This is a genomic window from Azospirillum sp. P4_B5 (assembly GCF_056402275.1).
In genome coordinates, this window is record NZ_JBFUHT010000003.1 from 82,470 (window position 1) to 100,908 (window position 18,439).

Consider the following 18,439-nt stretch of genomic DNA (forward strand, 5'->3'; position numbering starts at 1 on the left):
CTCTGCGCTCACTTCGTCGAGAAGAAGATGCCGGTGATGAGGTAGTTCCACACCAGGATCAGGATGGAGGCCGACACCACCGCGTTGGTCGTCGCCGCACCCACCCCCTGGGCGCCGCCACGCGAATGGTAGCCGTGGTAGCAACCCATCAGCGACACCATGAAGCCGAACACCGCCGCCTTGACGAGGCCGGAGATCACGTCCACCGGCTCCAGGAACTCCCAGGTCCGGCCGATGTAGGAGGCCGGGTTGAAGTCCAGCCGGTAGACGCCGACCAGAAAGCCGCCGAACACGCCGATGATGTCCGCCACCAGCACCAGCAGCGGCAGCATGGCCAGCCCGGCGATCAGGCGGGGCGCCACCAGATACTTGAAGGGGTTGGTCGACAGGGTCGACAGCGCGTCGATCTGCTCTGTCACGCGCATGGTGCCGATCTCGGCGGCCATGGCGGCACCGATGCGTCCCGCGACCATCAGGCCGCCCAGCACCGGCCCCAGCTCCCGCGTCACCGACAGGGCGACCACCGTGGCGATGGCGCCCTCCGCCTGGAAGCGGGAAAAGCCGGAATAGCTCTGCAGCGCCAGCACCATGCCGGTGAACAGCGCGGTCAGCCCGACCACCGGCAGCGAGTAGTAGCCGATGTCGATCATCTGGCGGAGGATCTGCCGCGGGTAGAACGGCGGACGCACGCAATGCGACAACGCGGCGCCGGTGAACATGGCGAGCTTTCCGGTGGCTTCCAGAAAGATCAGGAAGGCCCGTCCGGTGGCGGCAAGGAAACCCATCAAGCGACCTCAGGCGGCGGCGGGTCGCGGTAGACCCTGTGGTAACGCGCGCCCAGCGAGGTCAGGATCTCGTAGCCGATGGTTCCGCCCTCGCTCGCCACGGTGTCCACCGGGCGGTTCGGGCCGATCAGTTCCACCAGCCCGCCGGGCGTCACCGCCTCGTCGGGAAGGTGGCTGACATCCACCGTGACCAGATCCATCGAAACGCGCCCAACCACCGGAGCGGCCACGCCGTTGACGAAGACATGGCCGCGCCCGCTGAGCGAACGCAGATATCCGTCGGCATAACCCACTGCGATGGTTGCGATTTTTCCTCTCGCCGCAACGCGGTGCGTGGCACCGTAGCCAACGGTCATAGGGCTGTCAACGTTGCGCACCTGAAGCAGCCGGGCGTCGAGCCGGATGGTGCCCCGCATCGGGTTCACGGCACCGGGCGTCGGGTTGACGCCGTAGAGCGCGCAGCCGGGCCGCACGAGGTCGAAATGGAAGGCCGTTCCGTGGAAGATGCCGGAGGAATTGGCGAAACTCGCCGCGGCCGCGGGCAGGCGCCCGATCGCCGAGCGGAAGCGCCCGAGCTGCTGGCTGTTCATCACCGAGTCTTCGTCGGCGCAGGCGAGGTGGGTCATCCACACCCGGACATCCACCCCGTCCAGCCGGGAAAGGTCGCCGACGAGCGTGTCCAGCTCGTCCGGACCGAGCCCGAGTCGGTTCATGCCGGTGTCGAGGTGGACGACGGCGGGCAGGGCCGTTCCCTGCGTCTTGGCGTGGGCCCGCCACCCGGCGATGTCGCCCAGATGGTTCAGCACCGGCAGGATGCGGTGGGCCGTAAAGTCCGGCGCGGTGCCGGCGGGCAGGCCGCCCAGCGACAGCACGCGGGCCTCCGGCGGCGCCACCGCGCGGACGGCCAGGGCCTCCTCGAACTGGGCGACGACGAAGGTCCGGCAGCCGGCGGCAGCCAGCGCCGGCACGACGCGGTCCACCCCCAGGCCATAGGCGTTCGCCTTGACCACGGCGGCGCATTCGGCGGGCGCCACCCGGTCGCGGAGCTGCGTCCAGTTGGCGACCACCGCGCCGAGATCGATGGTCAGAACGGCGCCAGCGCGGGCCAGCGGATCACTCAGTGGGGCCGAAGTCATGGGTCGTGTCGAGGTCGCCGAATCTGGTGAACTGGCCGTCGAAGAACATGCGGACGCTGCCGATCGGGCCGTGACGCTGCTTGGCGATGATCGCCTCCGCGGTGTTGTGAACCTCGGCAGCGCGCCTCTGCCAGTTGGCGTAGCGGTCGTTGTACTTGTCTTCGGACTCTTCCGGCCGGCGGGCCGGCTCGGCACGCTCAAGATAGTACTGTTCGCGGTAAACGAACATCACAACGTCGGCGTCCTGCTCGATGGAGCCCGATTCGCGCAGGTCGGCGAGTTGCGGCCGCTTGTCCTCGCGCATTTCCACCGCGCGGCTGAGCTGCGACAGGGCGAGCACCGGCACCTCCAGCTCCTTGGCGATGGCCTTCAGGCCGCGGGTGATTTCCGAGATTTCCTGCACGCGGTTCTCGTTGCCCTTGGTGGAGCCGCCGCGCAGCAGCTGGAGATAGTCCACCACCACCATGCCCAGCCCGTGCGTGCGCTTCAGCCGGCGGCAGCGGGTGCGCACCGCGGCGATGGTCAGGGCCGGCGTGTCGTCCACGAAGAAGGGGACGCGGCTCAGCTCCTGGCTGGCCGCCACGAACTTGGGGAAGTCGCTGTCCTTGATCTCGCCGCGGCGGATCTTGTCGCCCGACACCTCGGCCTCGCCGGCCAGGATACGGGTGGCGAGCTGCTCCGCCGACATTTCCAGCGAGAAGAAGCCGACCGGCGCTCCCTCGCCGCCGTTGGTGCGCATGTGCGCCTTGGCGGCGTTGAAGGCGATGTTGGTGGCGAGCGCCGTCTTGCCCATGGAGGGGCGCCCGGCGAGGATGACGAGGTCCGAGGGGTGCAGGCCGCCCAGCTTGCGGTCGAGGTCGCGCAGGCCCGTGGTGACGCCGGTGACGTGGCTGGACCGGCGGAAGGCCGTCTCCGCCGTGGCGATGGCTGCCTTCAGCGACTCGGAGAAAGCGATGAAGCCGCCACGCACGTCGCCGGTCGAGGCGAGGTCGAACAGCTGCTTCTCCGCCGTTTCGATCTGGTCCATGGCGTCGATGTCGAGGTCGTGCTGGTACGCCTCGTTCACCATGTCCGTGCCGACCTCGATCAACTGCCGGCGCAGGAACAAGTCGTGGATCGTCTTGCCGTAATCGCCCGCGTTGACCACCGTCACGACGTTGGCGGCGAGCTGCGCCAGATAGCCGGCGCCGCCGTCCGGCGCCAGTTCGACGTCGTTGTCGAAATAGGCCTTCAGGGTCACCGGATTGGCGATCTGGCCGCGCTCCACCATCTTGGCGATGGCCGAGTAGATGCGCTGGTGCGCCGGGTCGTAGAAATGCTCGGCGCGCAGGAACTCGCCGACCTTCTCATACGCCTTGTTGTTCACCAGGATGGCGCCGAGGAGCGCCTGTTCCGCTTCCTCGTTGTGCGGCGGCGTGCGGTATTCCGCCGTCGGCTTCGCGGCACCGGCACGGGACAGCCCGCCGTCGAGGGGGCGCGGCTCGAAAAGCTGGGTGGTCTTGTCATCCATGGCGGCACTTTAGCAAAGGGCGGCACGCAAAGCTGTGCGATCGGGTTAAGAATACCCACAATCCTGTGAGTAACTTTCATCCACAGCCGGTGAAAGCTGGGGGCAACAGCAAATTCAGACGCCATATCAAGGTGTTGGACCTTGGCAAACTCTGTGTGTCGATGTGGCGCGAACGCCGCTGGTCAAGCGTTGTTGGCGCCGATGGTCCGGCCGGTGCGCAAGGGTGGCGGCACCGCATCGGCCAAGGCTGCTTCAGTGCGATGCATGTAGTCGCGAACGAGCGGAACGGCGCCCAGCGAGCGGGCCAACTGCATCTGGAAAACCATGTGTCCCTGGTGGCGGAAGCTGATTTCCGCCCCGGCCAGATAGAACTCCCACATTCGGCAAAAACGTTCGTCGTACATGCCGACGACCTCCTTCCGCCGGGCCGCAAAGCGTTCCCGCCAGTGGCGCAGGGTCTCGGCGTAGTGAAGGCGCAGAATCTCGACGTCGGTGTTCCACAGCCCGGCCTTTTCCACCGCCGGGATCACCTCCGACAGGGCGGGCGAGTAGCCGCCGGGAAAGATGTATTTGCGGAACCACGGGTTGGTGGACCCCGGTCCATCCGACCGTCCGATGGCGTGAAGCAACGCCACCCCGTCCTCGGCCAGCAGGTCGCGCAGCTTTGCGAAGAAGGCCGGATAATGGGGCACCCCGACATGCTCGAACATGCCGACCGAGACGATGCGGTCGAAGCGTCCTTCCATCTGCCGGTAGTCGCGCAGCTCGAAGCGGACCTGACCGGCCAGCCCGGCATGGGCCGCCCGCTCCCGCGCCACGGCGAGCTGCTCGTGGGACAAGGTGATTCCGGTGACCTGGGCGCCGGTCATGCGGGCGAGATAGAGCGCCATGCCGCCCCAGCCGCACCCGATGTCCAGCACCCGCATGCCGGGCCGAAGCAGCAGCTTCGCCGCCACGTGCCGCTTCTTGGCCTCCTGCGCCTCCTCCAGCCCGGCGTCGGTGGTGGGGAAGTAGGCGCAGGAATATTGCAGGTCGCGGTCGAGAAACAATTCGAAGAAGGCCCGCGACAGATCGTAATGATGGGCGACGTTGCGCCGCGACCGCCGCAGGGGATTGCTCTGCTGGAAGAGCCGCAGCGCGGGGGAGAGGGCTTCCCGGATCATGCCCAGCGCACCCTGGACATTGTCCGGCCCGGCGCACAACAGCGCCAGGAAATCATAGACGGAGCCACCCTCGATGGTCAGGCGGCCGTCCATGTAGGCTTCGCCGAATCGAAGCCGCGGATTCACCACGAGGTCGCGGTGCAGCGCCCTGTCGTGCAAGCGCAACGTGAGGGACGGGGTGCCGACCCCGACCCGGTGCCTCCGCCCATCGGCACCGACGATGTCCAGAGCACCGGTGGTCAGGGCCGGGCTGAGCAGGCGGGCAAGCAGCATCGGGCATCTCCACGTCCGTCGAACGCGACTCGGTCCGGATGTTCGCCGCAAGCGAATCAACCGGGAACGAGAGTCGGAGTTCGGAGCGGGGAGAGGCAACCCGCCGGACGGGGCAGGGGACGGGGCGTCGGGCGCATCCGGATGGGGGAGGGCCGGATGATGCGGGGCGCCGAAAGCGGAAAAGCCGCCTCGCCCCTTTCGGGGGCGGGCGGCTTCCGGACGAGCGGACTGGTCTCGTTGAGCGGGCGGTCAGCCCTCCTCGGAAACCTCGGCCTCGGGGGCCTCGGGGGCCTCCTCGATCTCGTCCTCGTCCTCGTCGTCGCGCAGGTCGGCCGCGGTGACCATGCCGCCGCGGGAACGCTGGAGTTCAGCCTCTTCCTGCGAGCGGGCGACGTTCACCGTGACGGAGATGCTCACCTCGGGGTGCAGGACGACGCGCAGCTTGAACAGGCCCAGCGTCTTGATCGGGGTCTCGATCGACACCTGCTTGCGGTCGACCTTGTAGCCGGCGGCGTCAAGGGCGTCCGCGACGTCGCGCGGGGTCACCGAACCGTACAGAACGCCGGTCTCGCCGGCCTGACGGATCACGACGACCGACACGTCGTTCATCTTGGTGGCCACCTGCTCGGCGTCCTTGCGGCGCTCCAGGTTGACGGCCTCCAGATGGGCCTTCTGCTTCTCGAAGAACGCCATGTTCGCCTTGGTGGCGCGCATGGCCTTCTTCTGCGGCAGCAGATAGTTGCGGGCGAAGCCGGGACGCACCTTCACGACCTGGCCCATCTGGCCGAGCTTCTCGACCCGCTCCAGCAGAATAACTTCCATCACTCGTCCTCCTGATCGGGGCCGGCGGGCCGGAGACGGCGACGCAGCCCAATCCATTGCTCGATCATGCCCAGACCGACCATCAGCACGATCGGCCAACCGAAAAGAAACAGGAACATGTAGAACCCGACGAGGATCGGCAGCTTGGCCGATCGGCTTCGGGCGAACACATGCACCACCGAAAGCCCGGCAAAGGCGAATGGCAGGGCCAGGATCAGCGCAGCGTTGACCGCGAGGAACCCGACCGGGTCCGACGCCAGCGAGGCCGCCACCATGGCCAGCAGGAACGCCGTGGCGAGCCACCGCGGCAGTTCCAGGTCGTCCAGCCGCATGGCGGGGCGCTTGTTGCGGCCGAACCGCATCAGGACGCCCTGCGCCAGGGCTCCGTTGACGATCGTCATGACAAGCCATGAGATCACCGCGAAGCCCGGCAACACCTCGGCCATCCAGATGTCCTGCGGGTCCGGGGCCTGCTGGCCCTGCGCGGAGAACATCTGGTCCGCCATGCGGCCCAGCGTTTCCCGCACCGCGCCCTCCAGCCCGCCGGGCTGATCGAGCGTCAGAACCGCGGCGCCCAGAAGGCCCGCCAGTCCCATTCCGGTCAGCGCCATCAGGAGCCGGCCCGGAGGATACCATTCCACACTCCCGTCGGGAGCCGCCCGCGCCAGCAGCGCCTGCCGCACCACCAGGATGACCGGGACAGCCGCGGTCACCAGATAGGCGAGAGACACCAGAAGGCTGGACGACACCGCCAGGACCGCCACCGTCCCCGCCGCACCGGCGAGAAGGGAGGCGGTGGAGCCGAACCACAGTCCCGCGAGGAACAGCGGCAGCGGCGCCAGGTAGCCCAGGATCAGCGCCCCGAACCCGCCGAACAGCACGGCGAGGTAGAAGAAAGCGCTGACCACGCCGACACCGATGGCAGCCGCCAGAGGGGCGGCCAGGGGCGAGGCCATGGGATTGCCTTTGCCTGTTGTCCGCTTCGGGTCCTTACTTCACCACGTAGGGAAGCAGGGCCAGGAAACGGGCGCGCTTGATGGCGCGGGCGAGTTCGCGCTGCTTCTTCGCGGAAACCGCGGTGATGCGGCTCGGCACGATCTTGCCACGCTCGGAGATGAAGCGGGACAGGAGCTTGACGTCCTTGTAGTCGATCGCCGGGGCGTTCGCGCCCGAGAACGGGCAGGTCTTGCGGCGGCGGAAGAACGGACGGCGGGGACCGCCACCGGTGCGGGCCGGAGCGCCCGAGGTCTGCTTGTCGGACATTTAAGCGTTCTCCCCTTCGGCAACGGTGGGCTCCTGGCGGCGCGGCGGGCGCGGGCCACGATCCTCGAAGCGGCGCGGGCCGCGGTCGCCGCGATCACCGCGGTCGCCACGCTCGCCGCGGCTCTGCATCATCACCGACGGGTTGGCGTCCAGCGCATCGACGCGGACGGTCATGAAGCGCAGCACGTCCTCGTTGATGCCCATGTTGCGCTCCATCTCGAGGACGGCGGCGGCGGGGGCGTCAAGGTTGAACAGGGTATAGTGACCCTTGCGGTTCTTCTTGATCTTGTAGGTGAGCGTCTTCAGACCCCAGTATTCGGTCTTGGCGACCTGGCCGCCGTTGTCGCGAATGATCTGGGCGAACTGCTCGCCGAGCTGTTCGGCCTGGGCGGCCGAGATGTCCTGGCGCGCGATCAGCACGCACTCGTAAAGAGCCATTATACTCCCCATGGCTGTTCATGGTCCGGCGCTGCGCCCCATCCCCTATGGACAGGATCAGCCGCCCGGGCCTAGCCGACGGCACGCGAGCCACCGGCAAGGAGTTATGAAGCGGCGCAGTATGCACAAAAGCCCTATCCCGACAAGCGGAAACATCGGCCGGCCCGCGATTCCGGCGATGTCGTCTTCGGCAGGCCATGGACAGGCCGTCCTCTCCGTTCGTCTTTGCATTGCAGCAATGAAAAAACGCCGGAAAAGCAACAGAAAGGCACCAATTCCAGCCCTTCAACGTTGAGCATCGCTTGACTTGCCCGAAAGGCCGGGTATGACTGTCGCCGAATTCAACGGCAGCGCCGCGGGTGGCGCGCCTTTTTACTAGGGTTTCCAGACAGCATGACCAGGGCGTTCGTCTTTCCGGGCCAGGGCAGCCAAGCCGTCGGCATGGGCCGTGAGCTGGCCGAGGCGTTCGAGGTCGCGCGGCTCACCTTTGAAGAGGTGGACGACGCGCTGAACCAGCGCCTGTCCCGCCTGATGTTCGAAGGCCCCGAGGCCGACCTGACGCTGACCGAGAACGCCCAGCCGGCCCTGATGGCCGTCAGCGTCGCGGTCATGCGGGTGCTGAAGGAGCAGGGCGGGCTCGACCTGAGCAAGCACGCGGCCTTCGTCGCCGGCCATTCGCTGGGCGAGTATTCGGCCCTGTGCGCCGCCGGCGCCTTCACCCTGGCCGACACCGCGCGCCTGCTGAAGCTGCGCGGCCAGGCCATGCAGAAGGCCGTGCCGGTCGGGCAGGGCGCCATGGCCGCCCTGCTGGGCGCCGAGTTGGAGCAGGCCCAGGCCATCGCCGCCGAGGCCGCCAAGACCCCCGCGGGGCAGAACGAGGTCTGCACCGTCGCCAACGACAACTCGTCGGGGCAGGTGGTGATCTCCGGCCACGCCGAGGCCATCGAGCGCGCCATCGTGATCGCCGCGGAGCGCGGGCTGAAGCGCACCGTGCGCCTGCCGGTCAGCGCGCCCTTCCATTGCCCGCTGATGCAGCCCGCCGCCGACGCCATGGCCGAGGCCCTGGCCAACGTGACGATCAACGCGCCTGCGGTTCCGGTGGTCGCCAACGTGACCGCGTCGGCCGTGTCTGACCCCAACGAGATCCGCCGCCTTCTCGTGGAGCAGGTGACCGGCATGGTTCGCTGGCGCGAGAGCGTGCTCTATATGAAGGAGCAGGGCGTCGACACGCTGGTCGAGCTCGGCTCCGGCAAGGTGCTGTCGGGTCTCGCCAAGCGCATCGACAAGGAGTTGGCCGGCACCTCCGTGCAGGGTCCGGCCGACGTCGAATCGTTCCTGAAGACCCTGTGAGGCATTCTATGTTCGACCTGACCGGAAAGAAGGCGCTGGTCACCGGCGCCTCGGGTGGTATCGGGGCGCAGATCGCCCGCGCGCTGCACGCGCAGGGCGCCACCGTCGCCCTGTCCGGCACCCGCGTCGCCCCGCTGGAGGCGCTCGCCGCCGAACTGGGCGACCGCGCTCTGGTGGTGCCCGGCAACCTCGCCGACGCCGCCGGGACCGAGCAGCTCGCCAAGGACGCGGAGGCCGCGCTCGGCCAGATCGACATCCTGGTGAACAACGCCGGCCTGACCCGCGACCAGCTGGCCATGCGCATGAAGGACGACGACTGGCAGTCGGTGCTGGACGTCAACCTGACCGCCGCCTTCCGCCTGTCGCGCGCCGTGCTGCGCGGCATGATGAAGCGCCGCTGGGGCCGCATCATCGGCATCACCTCGATCGTCGGCGTCACCGGCAACCCCGGCCAGGCCAACTACGCCGCCTCCAAGGCCGGCATGATCGGCATGTCGAAGTCGCTGGCCGCGGAGGTCGCGTCGCGCGGCATCACCGTGAACTGCGTCGCGCCGGGCTTCATCACCACGGCGATGACCGACGCCCTGAATTCCGAGCAGAAGGACAAGCTGCTCACCGCCATTCCTTCCGGCCGCATGGGCGAGCCGGGGGAAATCGCCGCCGGAGTCGTGTACCTGGCGAGCGATGAGGCCGCCTATGTCACCGGCCAGACGCTGCACATCAACGGCGGCATGGCCATGATCTGAGGCGGATTCGCTGCCTGAACCACAGGTTCGGACCGGCTCCCGCGGGCGCTGGTCAAGGCTGTAAAAATGTGTTATCGGACGGGGCTTTTTGTGGCAGGAAGGCACGCAGCCGCGTGTTGAGCCGGCCGAATTCGCCCGAGCGGTCTCAAGGATTGGAAGGTCTTAAAAAATGAGCGATGTCGCCGAGCGCGTTAAGAAGATCGTTGTGGACCACCTCGGGGTCGAGGAGTCGAAGGTGACGGAGAACGCCTCCTTCATCGACGATCTCGGCGCCGACAGCCTCGACACGGTCGAGCTGGTTATGGCTTTCGAGGAAGAGTTCGGCTGCGAGATTCCGGACGACGCCGCCGAGAAGATTCTGACGGTGAAGGACGCCATCGACTTCATCAAGGCGAACGCCGCCGCCTGATCAGGCGCTGGCGCAAGAGGGCCAGGCAGCTTTCCAAAGTGGCCTGGCCGTCGCTGAGTTTTCCGAGGAAAGGTCAAGGAATACCCCATGAGACGTGTCGTCGTTACCGGCCTTGGTCTGGTCACGCCGCTCGGTGTCGGCCACAGGCTCAACTGGGAGCGTTTGACCGCCAGCCAATCGGGCATCCGCGCCATCACGGGTTTTGACGCCTCCGATCTGGCCTCGAAAGTTGCCGGGCAGGTTCCGCGCGGGGATGGCGACGGGTTGTTCAACCCCGATGCCTTCGTTCCGCCGAAGGACCAGCGGAAGATGGACGATTTCATCATCTTCGCCATCGCCGCCGCCCACGAAGCGATCAAGGATTCCGGCTGGGTTCCCCAGACCGAGGAGGAGCGCGAACTCACCGGCGTCATGGTGGGCTCGGGCATCGGCGGTCTGCCGGGCATCGCCGAGGGTGCCGTCACCCTCGCCGAGAAGGGCCCGCGACGCATCTCTCCCTTCTTCATTCCGGCCTGCCTCATCAATCTGGCGTCCGGTCACATCTCCATCCAGCACGGCTTCAAGGGTCCGAACCACGCGGTGGTCACGGCCTGCTCGACCGGCGCGCACGCCATCGGCGACGCTTCGCGTCTGATCATGCTGGGCGATGCGGACGTGATGGTCGCCGGCGGCACGGAAGCGGCGGTCAGCCGCCTGGGCGTCGGCGGTTTCGCCGCCATGCGCGCCCTGTCCACGAGTTTCAACGACACGCCGGAGAAGGCGTCGCGTCCCTACGACAAGGACCGCGACGGCTTCGTGATCGGCGAGGGCGCCGGTGTCGTCGTCCTCGAAGAGTTGGAGCACGCCAAGAAGCGCGGTGCCCACATCTACGCCGAGGTGGTCGGCTACGGCATGTCCGGCGACGCCCACCACATCTCCGCTCCGGCGGAGGACGGCAACGGCGGGTTCCGCGCCATGCGCAACGCGCTGAAGCGGGCTGGGATGGACCCGTCGGACATCGACTATGTCAACGCGCACGGCACCTCGACGCCGCTCGGCGACGAGATCGAGCTGGGCGCGGTGAAGCGTCTGTTCGGTGCTGCGATGGACAACCTCGCCATGTCCTCCACCAAGTCGGCCATCGGCCACCTGCTGGGGGCCGCCGGTGCGGTCGAGGCGATCTACTCGATCAAGGCGATCAACCACAGCCTGGTTCCGCCGACGCTGAACCTTGAGAACCCATCGGAGAGCTGCCTCGGCGTCAACCTCGTTCCGAAGGTTGCGCAGGAGCGCCGCGTGCGGGCTGCGCTGTCGAACTCCTTCGGCTTCGGCGGTACCAACGCCTCCCTGATCTTCAAGGAGTTCGTCTGAACGGCGAAGCATCGCGGAGACCGCCGATGGGTTGGGGCCTCCGATTCGCGGCGGGGGCGTTGACCGTCCTCACCGCGGGCAGCGGGTTGGTGTTCTGGGGTGCCCTCCGTGTGATGGCCCCCGGACCGCTCGAGCATGCCGAAACGGTCATCATTCCGCGCGGAAGCGGCCTGGAAGCGATCGCGTTGACCCTGGAGGACGCGGGGGTCGTCGAGTCCCCGATCCTCTTCCTGTTCGCCGCAAAGCTCCAGGGGCCGCTGAAGGCGGGCGAGTACGCGTTCCCGGCGGGCATCAGCGTCGACGGTGTGCTTGAGATGCTGCGGCAGGGCAAGACTGTAGTCCGCCGCTTCACGGTGCCGGAAGGGCTGACCTCCGCCCAGGTGGTGGCGCTTCTCGATGCCGAGCCGGCGCTGACCGGCGAGGTGAAGACGGTTCCGAAGGACGGCGCCGTACTGCCTGAAACCTATCATTATTCCTACGGCGATTCGCGCTCGGCCCTGGTCGAGCGGATGCAGCACGCGATGACCCAGGCGCTGAACGACGCCTGGAAGAATCGCGGTCCGGACCTGCCTTACGAGACTCCGCAGCAGGCGCTGACCATGGCGTCCATCGTGGAGAAGGAAACCGGCGTCGCGGCGGAGCGCGCCAAGGTGGCGGGCGTCTTCGTCAATCGTCTGGAGACCGGCATGAAGCTCCAGTCGGACCCGACGGTGATCTACGCGTTGACCGACGGCAGCGGGGAACTGGGCCGGGCCCTGACCCGCAACGACTGGAAGTTCGAGTCACCCTACAACACGTACGTCACGGCGGGGCTTCCGCCGGGGCCGATCGCCAATCCGGGGCGGGCGTCCATCCAGGCGGCACTGCATCCGGAGAAGCACGACTTCCTGTATTTCGTCGCCGATGGCGGCGGCGGGCATGTCTTTGCGAAGACCTTGCCGGATCACAACCGGAATGTCGCCAAGTGGCGCGAGGTGCAGCGTCGGCAGTCCGGTGGGACGGGCAACGGGGACTCGCCACAGGATTAGCGGTCCCCTGTTCCCGATCGAAAGTCCGCCGAACGGAAGGCCTGTTGGTCAGGCGGCGTTCGACGCCACCACCTCCAGCGCAACGACACCGCCCAGGGCGCCGTAGCTCTTGCGGGCGGCGCGCATCTTCTCCAGCGATTCCATGAGGCTTTCCTCGGCGAAACCAGGGGCGAGCTGCGCCAGTTCCTGTTCCGTCAAGGTGATGAAGGCGTCTAAAAGGCGCGCGTGGATGCGGCACGCCTGGCGGACTTCATCGGCGACCATCGGTGCTGGCATGGTAGGCTCCCAATCACGGAATAAAGAGAAACACGGTCCGTCCGTGCATGAGAATTCTGTCGGCTTGTGGTTAATAGAGAATTAAATGCAATTCATCTTCCGGGTAGGAAGAAGAGTTACCACTTCAGACGAAAAAGACGAAATTCGGACGATTTCGATTTTGGTATGTGACAGAGATAAGCCGGCTTTTGGGACTTTCGAATATTCGGCTTTGATCGAAGCGTATGGATCCCTCTCCAGCCCAGGGAGAGGGATCGTTCGCCACTTACCGACGGATTTCCTTGTCCAGATTCAGCTCCGCCTTGGCGCCCTGGATGCGCGCACGGTAGACCAGCATGGCCTCCATGACCCGCTGGACGTAGTTGCGGGTTTCGTAGATCGGGATCAGCTCCAGCCAGTCCACGGCGTCGATGGCTTCGCCCCGCGGGTCGCCGTAGGTGTCGATCCATTGACGCACGCGGGTCGGGCCGGCGTTGTAGGCGGCGATGGCCATGATGTAGGAGCCGTTGAAGCGGTCGATCATGTCCGCCAGATAGGTCGAGCCGAGCCGCACATTGTAGTCCGGGTCGCTGATCAGCTTGGCATTGTCGTGCTTGACGCCGAGCTTGCTGGCGACCAGCTGCGCCGTTCCGGGCATGAGCTGCATCAGGCCGCGCGCCCCGGCCGACGACACCACGCGGGTGTTGAAGGTGCTCTCCTGCCGGATGATGGCGTGCACCAGGGCGATTTCCGGGGCGGACGGCCGGCTCTCGATCATCGGATAACCGGCTTCCACCAGGAACACGTCGTTCTGCGCGGCGTCCTTCGCGGCGGCAACAGCGAGGTCGCGGCGACCGACCTCGCGGGCCAGCTTGGCGGCCAGCACGTAATCCGCCGGCTCCTTGGCGTCGAGACTGATGCGGCGCAGGAAGGCGGTCACCCGCTCGTCGGTGTTGCCCTCGATCTCCGCCAGCAGCTTGGTCACGCGCACCACCTCCCGCCGCTCGAAGGCGGTGGCGTCGGCGTTGGACACCCGCGGTTCGGCGGGCAGTGCGATGCGCCCGTTGCCGGCGTGGCGGGCGGCGAGCTGGCCGTAGAAGGTCGTCCCGTACTGGGCAGCCTTGGCGTACCAGTCCTTGGCCTGCGCCGTCTGACCAAGCGCCTCCGCGGCGCGCCCGCACCAGTAAGCGCCGCGCGCCTTGCTGATCGGCGCGCCGACGGAGCGGTAGAGTTTGTGGAAGTGGTTGAAGGCGCTCGACGGATCGTCGAGGAAGCGCAGCGCGAGGAAGCCGGCGAGGAATTCCGCTTCCGCCGCACCGCTGCCCTCGGTCTGTCCATGCGCCGTCACCAGCCGGTAGGCGAGGTTGTGGTCGCCGTTCACCATGGCGCGGCGGGCCAGGATGTGGCGCTCCGTCCACCAGGCCTGCGGGCGGCCCATGTCCTTTGGCGCCTGCGCGATGATCTCCAGCGCCCCCGCGTCGTCGCCCTTGCGGCGGCGGTAACGGGCGCGGTCGAACAGCAGGCCGGGGTCGTTGCGCAGGGAGGCGGGGACGCGGGCCAGGGCAGCGTCGGCGTTCTTGGCGTCGCTGTCCAAAGCGATCCGCGCCTCGATCAGCACGTCGTAGGCTTCATCGAAGAAGGGCAGCATGCGGCGCACCGCGGCCTCCTGCCTCTCCCATAGCAGCCGGTCGATGCGGGCCTTGTGTTCCGGCGGGCGCAGGTGCGAGCGGTAGCGGGCGAGGAACTGCTCCTCGTCGGAGGATGTGAAGTTCGCCTCCACCCAGCGGTCGCGCACCATCCGCACCGCCCGCTCGGCATTGCCGGTCGCCAGCAGCGTGTCGGCGTGGCGCATGAAGCCTTCGTTGGACAGCGGCGGGTACTGCTTGAACCACGCCAGCACCCGGTCCTCGTCCAGGTCGATGGGCATCGCCTTTTCCGCCTGACGGCGAAGCTGCGCCTGGTTGGGCCAGTCGCCGTTCTCGCGGATGAAGGCGGCGATCTCGTCGAAGCTGCCGCCGCCGGGAGTCGCCAGGGCCATCCAGCGGATCACCTTGGCCGGCAGCTTGTTCGACGCCTGGGCGGCGAGGCGCAGCGCCTCGTCGTGGCGGTCGTTGTCGGCGGCCTTGAAGGCCTGCCGGTAGACGGCGAGGTCCTGCGCCGTCAGGCTGGCCGCCCCGGCGGGCTGGGCCAGCACGATCAGCCCCAGCAGGGCGGCGGCAATGGCGGAACGGGTGGCGGAACGGGTGGCGGAACGGGTGGCATGTCGGATGATCATCCGGGCGCTCTTGCTCGGGGGAACGGGTGCGGCTAAGGTGCGCGACACTTTTCTTGTAGTCCGTCGGAGGTGGCAGGCATGTTGTACGGTTCCATCGTCGCTCTTTTGACCCCGTTTAAAAACGGGAAAGTGGACGAGGCCGCCTTCCAGTCCTTCGTCGAGTGGCAGGTTGCGCAGGGCACCCACGGTCTCGTCCCGTGCGGCACCACGGGCGAGTCGCCCACCCTCTCCCACGAGGAGCACAATCGGGTCGTCGAGCTGTGCATCGAGGCCGCGGGCGGGAAGGTTCCGGTCGTCGCCGGCACCGGGTCGAACTCCACCGAGGAGGCGATCTCGCTGACCCAGCACGCCAGGAAGGCCGGCGCCACGGCGGCGCTGGTCGTCACGCCCTATTACAACAAGCCGACGCAAGAAGGTCTGTACCAGCATTTCAAAGCGATCCATGACGCGGCGGATTTGCCGATCGTTATCTACAACATTCCCGGCCGCAGTGTCGTGGATATGTCGGTGGCAACGATGGCCCGCCTCGCCAAGCTGCCGAACATCATCGGCGTGAAGGACGCCACGGCGGATCTGGCCCGCCCGGTCCGCCTGCTGCAGGAGGTCGGCCCCGACTTCATCCAGCTCTCGGGCGAGGATGCGACGGCGCTGGCCTTCAACGCGCAGGGCGGCGTCGGCTGCATCTCGGTGACGGCGAACATCGCGCCGGCCCAGTGCGCCGCGATGCAGGACGCTTGGCGGAAGGGCGATCTCGCCACTGCCTACAAATACCGCGACCTGCTGACCCCGCTGCACGATTCCATGTTCGTGGAGACGAGCCCGGCCCCGGTGAAGTACGCCGCCAGCCTGCTCGGCAAGTCCTCGGACGAGGTTCGCCTGCCGCTGGTCGCCGCGTCGGAAAGCACGCGGACCACCGTCCGCGACGCGATGAAGAAGGCCGGGCTGCTGTCCTAAGGGACGGCAGCACCCCGCCCCAGGGAAGGAGGATACGTGGCCGCCCGCGAGCCCGAACCAAGGCGCATGGCGGCACAGAACCGCCGCGCACGCTTCGACTATTTCATCGAAGACACCCTGGAGGCCGGTCTGATCCTGACCGGCACCGAGGTGAAGTCGTTGCGCGGCGGCCGTGCCAGCATCAACGAGGCGTACGCCGGCCTCAAGAACGGGGAGCTGTACCTGTTCAACGCCTACATCCCCGAATACGGGCAGGCAGGCCGCTGGCTTCAGCACGAGACCAAGCGCCCGCGCAAGCTGCTGGTGCACCGCCGCGAGCTGAGCAAGCTCATGGGCGCCATCAAGCAAAAGGGGATCACGCTGATCCCGATGACCGTCTACTTCAACGACCGCGGCATCGCCAAGGTCGAGGTCGGCCTCGCCACCGGCAAGAAGAAGCATGACAAGCGCGAGTCCGAGAAGGAACGGTCTTGGCAGCGCGACAAAGCGCGCCTGATGCGCGACAAGGGTTGAGGAACCAGGGAATAAAGGGAAAGAGCTTGTGAGCCGATTGTCCAACCGCGCGACCGACCGCGATTCCACCGTGGCCGGCGTCGCCGCGGAGGCCCTGGCCGAGCGCCGCCCGCAGGGCCGCATCCTGGTGGCCGGCGACACCGACGGCGCCATGGAAGAGGCCCTGGCCGACGGAGGGGCGGAGGTCGTCTCCTGGCACCGCTTGGCGCTGGACGGCAAGCCGGCCACGCCCTGGCCGGCGGACGGCGCCTTCGACGGCGCGGTCCTGCGCCTGCCGCGCGGCTGGGCCGCCTTCGAGATGGCGCTGCACGCCCTGGCCGCCCGCTTGCCGGCGGGGGCGCCGCTGTGGATCGCCGGCAGCAACGACGAGGGCATCACCTCCGCGCCGAAGCGCTTCGACGGGCTGGCGGAAGGCGTGGAGACGCTGACCATCAAGCGCCGCGCCCGTCTGCTGGAAACCCGCCGGACCAGCGATTCGGCCAAGGGCAATCTGGAGGATTGGCGGCAGACCGTCGCCCTGCCGCTGCCGGGGCGCGACGAGGTGTTGGATCTGGTGTCCTACCCCGGCCTGTTCGCCCATGGCCGTCTCGACACCGGCACGGAATGCCTGCTCCAGGTTCTGCCGGAAATCGCGGCGGGCACCGCCGTCCTGGATTTCGGCTGTGGCGCCGGGGTGATCGCGCGGGCGGTGCGGGAGCGCACGCCGGACGCCCGGCTGACCCTGCTGGACATCGACGCGGTGGCTCTGCACGCCGCCCGTCAGAATGTGCCGGACGCGGAATGCGTGCTGAGCGACGGGCTGGCCGGACTCGGCGCGCGGGAGCGCTTCGGGCTGATCGTTTCCAATCCGCCGCTCCACCGCGGCAAGGACGAGGATTTCGGGATGCTGGAGGCTCTGGTCGCCGGCACCAAACAGTATCTGAAGCTGCGCGGCTCGCTGGTCGCCGTGACCCAGCGGACGGCGGGGGTGGGGAAGCTGTTCAAGACGGCCTTCGGCCACGCCGACCTGCTGCTCGAAACGCCGCAGTTCCAGGTGTGGAAGGGCACCCCGAAGTAACGGACGGGGCGGGGCCGTGCCGCAGCGCGGCCCCGCGCGGATGGGTCAGCCCTCCTGCAGTCGCCGCGCCGCGTCCACCGCGCCATAGGTCAAAATCGCGTCGCAGCCGGCGCGCTTGAAGCCGGTCAGCGTCTCCAGCAAAGCCTTGTCGTAGTCCAGCCAGCCGTTCTGCGCGGCGGCGCGCAGCATCGCGTATTCGCCGGAGACGTGGTAGGCGAAGGTCGGGACGGCGAAGGTGTCCTTCACCCGGCGGATGACGTCCAGATAGGGCAGGCCCGGCTTCACCATCACCATGTCCGCCCCTTCCTGGAGGTCGAGGGCGACCTCGTGCAGGGCTTCGTCGGTGTTGGCGGGGTTCATCTGGTAGGTCTTCTTGTCGCCCTTCAGGAAGCCGCCCGAATTCACCGCGTCGCGGAAGGGGCCGTAGAAGGCCGAGGCGTATTTGGCGGCGTAGGAGCACAGCCGCACCAGCTCATGCCCATGGCCGTCCAGCCGGTCGCGGATCAGGCCGATGCGCCCGTCCATCATGTCCGACGGGGCGACGATGTCCACGCCGGCGTCGGCCTGCGACAGCGCCTGCCGGGCCAGCACCTCGACCGTCTCGTCGTTCTGGATGTAGCCGTCGCGCATCAGCCCATCGTGGCCGTGGGTGGTGTAGGGGTCCAGCGCCACGTCGCCCAGGATGCCGACATGCGGCACCGCGGCCTTCAGCGCGCGGATGGCCCGGTTCATCAGGTTGTCGGGGCGGTAGGCCTCCGCCGCGTCCTCCGACTTGCCCTCGGCGCCGACGACCGGGAACAGGGCGACGCAGGGGATGCCGAGGTCGCCGGCCGCGGCCACCGCCTCGGTCAGCAGGTCGATGGTCAGCCGCTCCACGCCGGGCATGGAGGCCACGGGCACCCTCTGGTTCTGCCCCTCGATGACGAAGACCGGCCAGATCAGGTCGTCCACGGTCAGGCGGTTCTCGGCGACGAGGCGGCGGGTCCAGGCGTCGGCGCGGTTGCGGCGCAGCCGGGTGCGCGGGAAGGACGCCGGGGACCGGAAATGCGAAGCGGACATGCGGGGGACCTGATGTGCTCTTAAAACTTGCGGCGCGATCCTACGCCGCATGG

At 67.6% G+C, this 18,439-nt stretch carries 19 protein-coding genes; 8 read left to right on the plus strand and 11 right to left on the minus strand.

What is annotated here, in order from left to right:
- Positions 1–8: 8 nt before the first annotated feature.
- From AC1DVI_RS03080 to rpsF, 8 genes are all read right to left on the minus strand, one after another.
- Positions 9–785 carry an MlaE family ABC transporter permease gene (locus tag AC1DVI_RS03080; protein WP_014240372.1) on the minus strand — a complete coding sequence of 259 codons (777 nt, stop codon included), beginning with the start codon at positions 783–785 and terminating at the stop codon, positions 9–11.
- A complete protein-coding gene (gene alr, locus AC1DVI_RS03085; RefSeq protein ID WP_476956708.1) occupies positions 785–1,921 on the minus strand; it encodes an alanine racemase in 1,137 nt (378 codons plus the stop codon). The genes AC1DVI_RS03080 and alr overlap by 1 nt, the downstream gene beginning before the upstream one ends.
- Entirely contained in the window at positions 1,899–3,431 is a 1,533-nt protein-coding gene (locus tag AC1DVI_RS03090) for a replicative DNA helicase (RefSeq protein ID WP_149165805.1), read from the minus strand. Before AC1DVI_RS03090 ends, alr begins: the two co-directional genes overlap by 23 nt.
- A 182-nt stretch (positions 3,432–3,613) precedes the next feature.
- A complete protein-coding gene (locus tag AC1DVI_RS03095) occupies positions 3,614–4,867 on the minus strand; it encodes a class I SAM-dependent methyltransferase (protein WP_476956709.1) in 1,254 nt (417 codons plus the stop codon).
- 249 nt (positions 4,868–5,116) lie between these two features.
- Positions 5,117–5,689: a 50S ribosomal protein L9 gene (gene rplI, locus AC1DVI_RS03100; protein WP_476956710.1), complete on the minus strand. Its 573-nt coding sequence runs from the start codon at positions 5,687–5,689 to the stop codon at positions 5,117–5,119.
- On the minus strand, positions 5,689–6,645 hold the full coding sequence (locus AC1DVI_RS03105; RefSeq protein ID WP_476956711.1) for a DUF2232 domain-containing protein: 957 nt from the start codon (positions 6,643–6,645) through the stop codon (positions 5,689–5,691). The genes rplI and AC1DVI_RS03105 overlap by 1 nt, the downstream gene beginning before the upstream one ends.
- A 34-nt stretch (positions 6,646–6,679) precedes the next feature.
- Complete coding sequence (gene rpsR, locus AC1DVI_RS03110) at positions 6,680–6,952, minus strand: 30S ribosomal protein S18 (protein ID WP_014240379.1); 273 nt, start codon at positions 6,950–6,952, stop codon at positions 6,680–6,682.
- A complete protein-coding gene (gene rpsF / locus AC1DVI_RS03115; protein WP_014240380.1) occupies positions 6,953–7,390 on the minus strand; it encodes a 30S ribosomal protein S6 in 438 nt (145 codons plus the stop codon).
- Positions 7,391–7,783: 393 nt separating this feature from the next.
- Here rpsF and fabD point away from each other — a divergent pair, with 393 nt between their 5' ends.
- From fabD to mltG, 5 genes are all read left to right on the plus strand, one after another.
- Complete coding sequence (fabD, locus tag AC1DVI_RS03120) at positions 7,784–8,740, plus strand: ACP S-malonyltransferase (RefSeq protein WP_476956712.1); 957 nt, start codon at positions 7,784–7,786, stop codon at positions 8,738–8,740.
- An 8-nt stretch (positions 8,741–8,748) separates the two neighbouring features.
- Entirely contained in the window at positions 8,749–9,486 is a 738-nt protein-coding gene (gene fabG / locus AC1DVI_RS03125; RefSeq protein WP_476956713.1) for a 3-oxoacyl-[acyl-carrier-protein] reductase, read from the plus strand.
- A 169-nt stretch (positions 9,487–9,655) separates the two neighbouring features.
- The gene (locus AC1DVI_RS03130) at positions 9,656–9,895 is read left to right on the plus strand and encodes an acyl carrier protein (protein WP_014240383.1); all 240 of its coding nucleotides are present in this window, start codon (positions 9,656–9,658) and stop codon (positions 9,893–9,895) included.
- Positions 9,896–9,982: 87 nt separating this feature from the next.
- Complete coding sequence (gene fabF, locus AC1DVI_RS03135) at positions 9,983–11,245, plus strand: beta-ketoacyl-ACP synthase II (protein WP_476956714.1); 1,263 nt, start codon at positions 9,983–9,985, stop codon at positions 11,243–11,245.
- 26 nt (positions 11,246–11,271) lie between these two features.
- Positions 11,272–12,273 carry an endolytic transglycosylase MltG gene (gene mltG / locus AC1DVI_RS03140; RefSeq protein WP_476956715.1) on the plus strand — a complete coding sequence of 334 codons (1,002 nt, stop codon included), beginning with the start codon at positions 11,272–11,274 and terminating at the stop codon, positions 12,271–12,273.
- Positions 12,274–12,321: 48 nt separating this feature from the next.
- Here the strand turns inward: mltG and AC1DVI_RS03145 are convergent, their stop codons facing one another.
- Both AC1DVI_RS03145 and AC1DVI_RS03150 read right to left on the minus strand, forming a co-directional pair.
- On the minus strand, positions 12,322–12,549 hold the full coding sequence (locus tag AC1DVI_RS03145; RefSeq protein ID WP_149165813.1) for a hypothetical protein: 228 nt from the start codon (positions 12,547–12,549) through the stop codon (positions 12,322–12,324).
- Between the two features lie 265 nt (positions 12,550–12,814).
- The gene (locus tag AC1DVI_RS03150; protein WP_476956716.1) at positions 12,815–14,803 is read right to left on the minus strand and encodes a lytic transglycosylase domain-containing protein; all 1,989 of its coding nucleotides are present in this window, start codon (positions 14,801–14,803) and stop codon (positions 12,815–12,817) included.
- 78 nt (positions 14,804–14,881) lie between these two features.
- Between AC1DVI_RS03150 and dapA the strand changes: the two genes are divergently transcribed.
- From dapA to AC1DVI_RS03165, 3 genes are all read left to right on the plus strand, one after another.
- Complete coding sequence (gene dapA, locus AC1DVI_RS03155) at positions 14,882–15,757, plus strand: 4-hydroxy-tetrahydrodipicolinate synthase (protein ID WP_476956717.1); 876 nt, start codon at positions 14,882–14,884, stop codon at positions 15,755–15,757.
- Between the two features lie 66 nt (positions 15,758–15,823).
- Positions 15,824–16,270 carry an SsrA-binding protein SmpB gene (gene smpB, locus AC1DVI_RS03160; protein ID WP_476956718.1) on the plus strand — a complete coding sequence of 149 codons (447 nt, stop codon included), beginning with the start codon at positions 15,824–15,826 and terminating at the stop codon, positions 16,268–16,270.
- A gap of 28 nt (positions 16,271–16,298) precedes the next feature.
- Entirely contained in the window at positions 16,299–17,327 is a 1,029-nt protein-coding gene (locus tag AC1DVI_RS03165) for a class I SAM-dependent methyltransferase (RefSeq protein ID WP_476956719.1), read from the plus strand.
- Between the two features lie 45 nt (positions 17,328–17,372).
- Here AC1DVI_RS03165 and hemB read toward each other — a convergent pair whose 3' ends face one another.
- Positions 17,373–18,386, minus strand: coding sequence for a porphobilinogen synthase (gene hemB / locus AC1DVI_RS03170; protein WP_476956720.1), 1,014 nt, complete (start codon positions 18,384–18,386; stop codon positions 17,373–17,375).
- Positions 18,387–18,439: the final 53 nt, after the last annotated feature.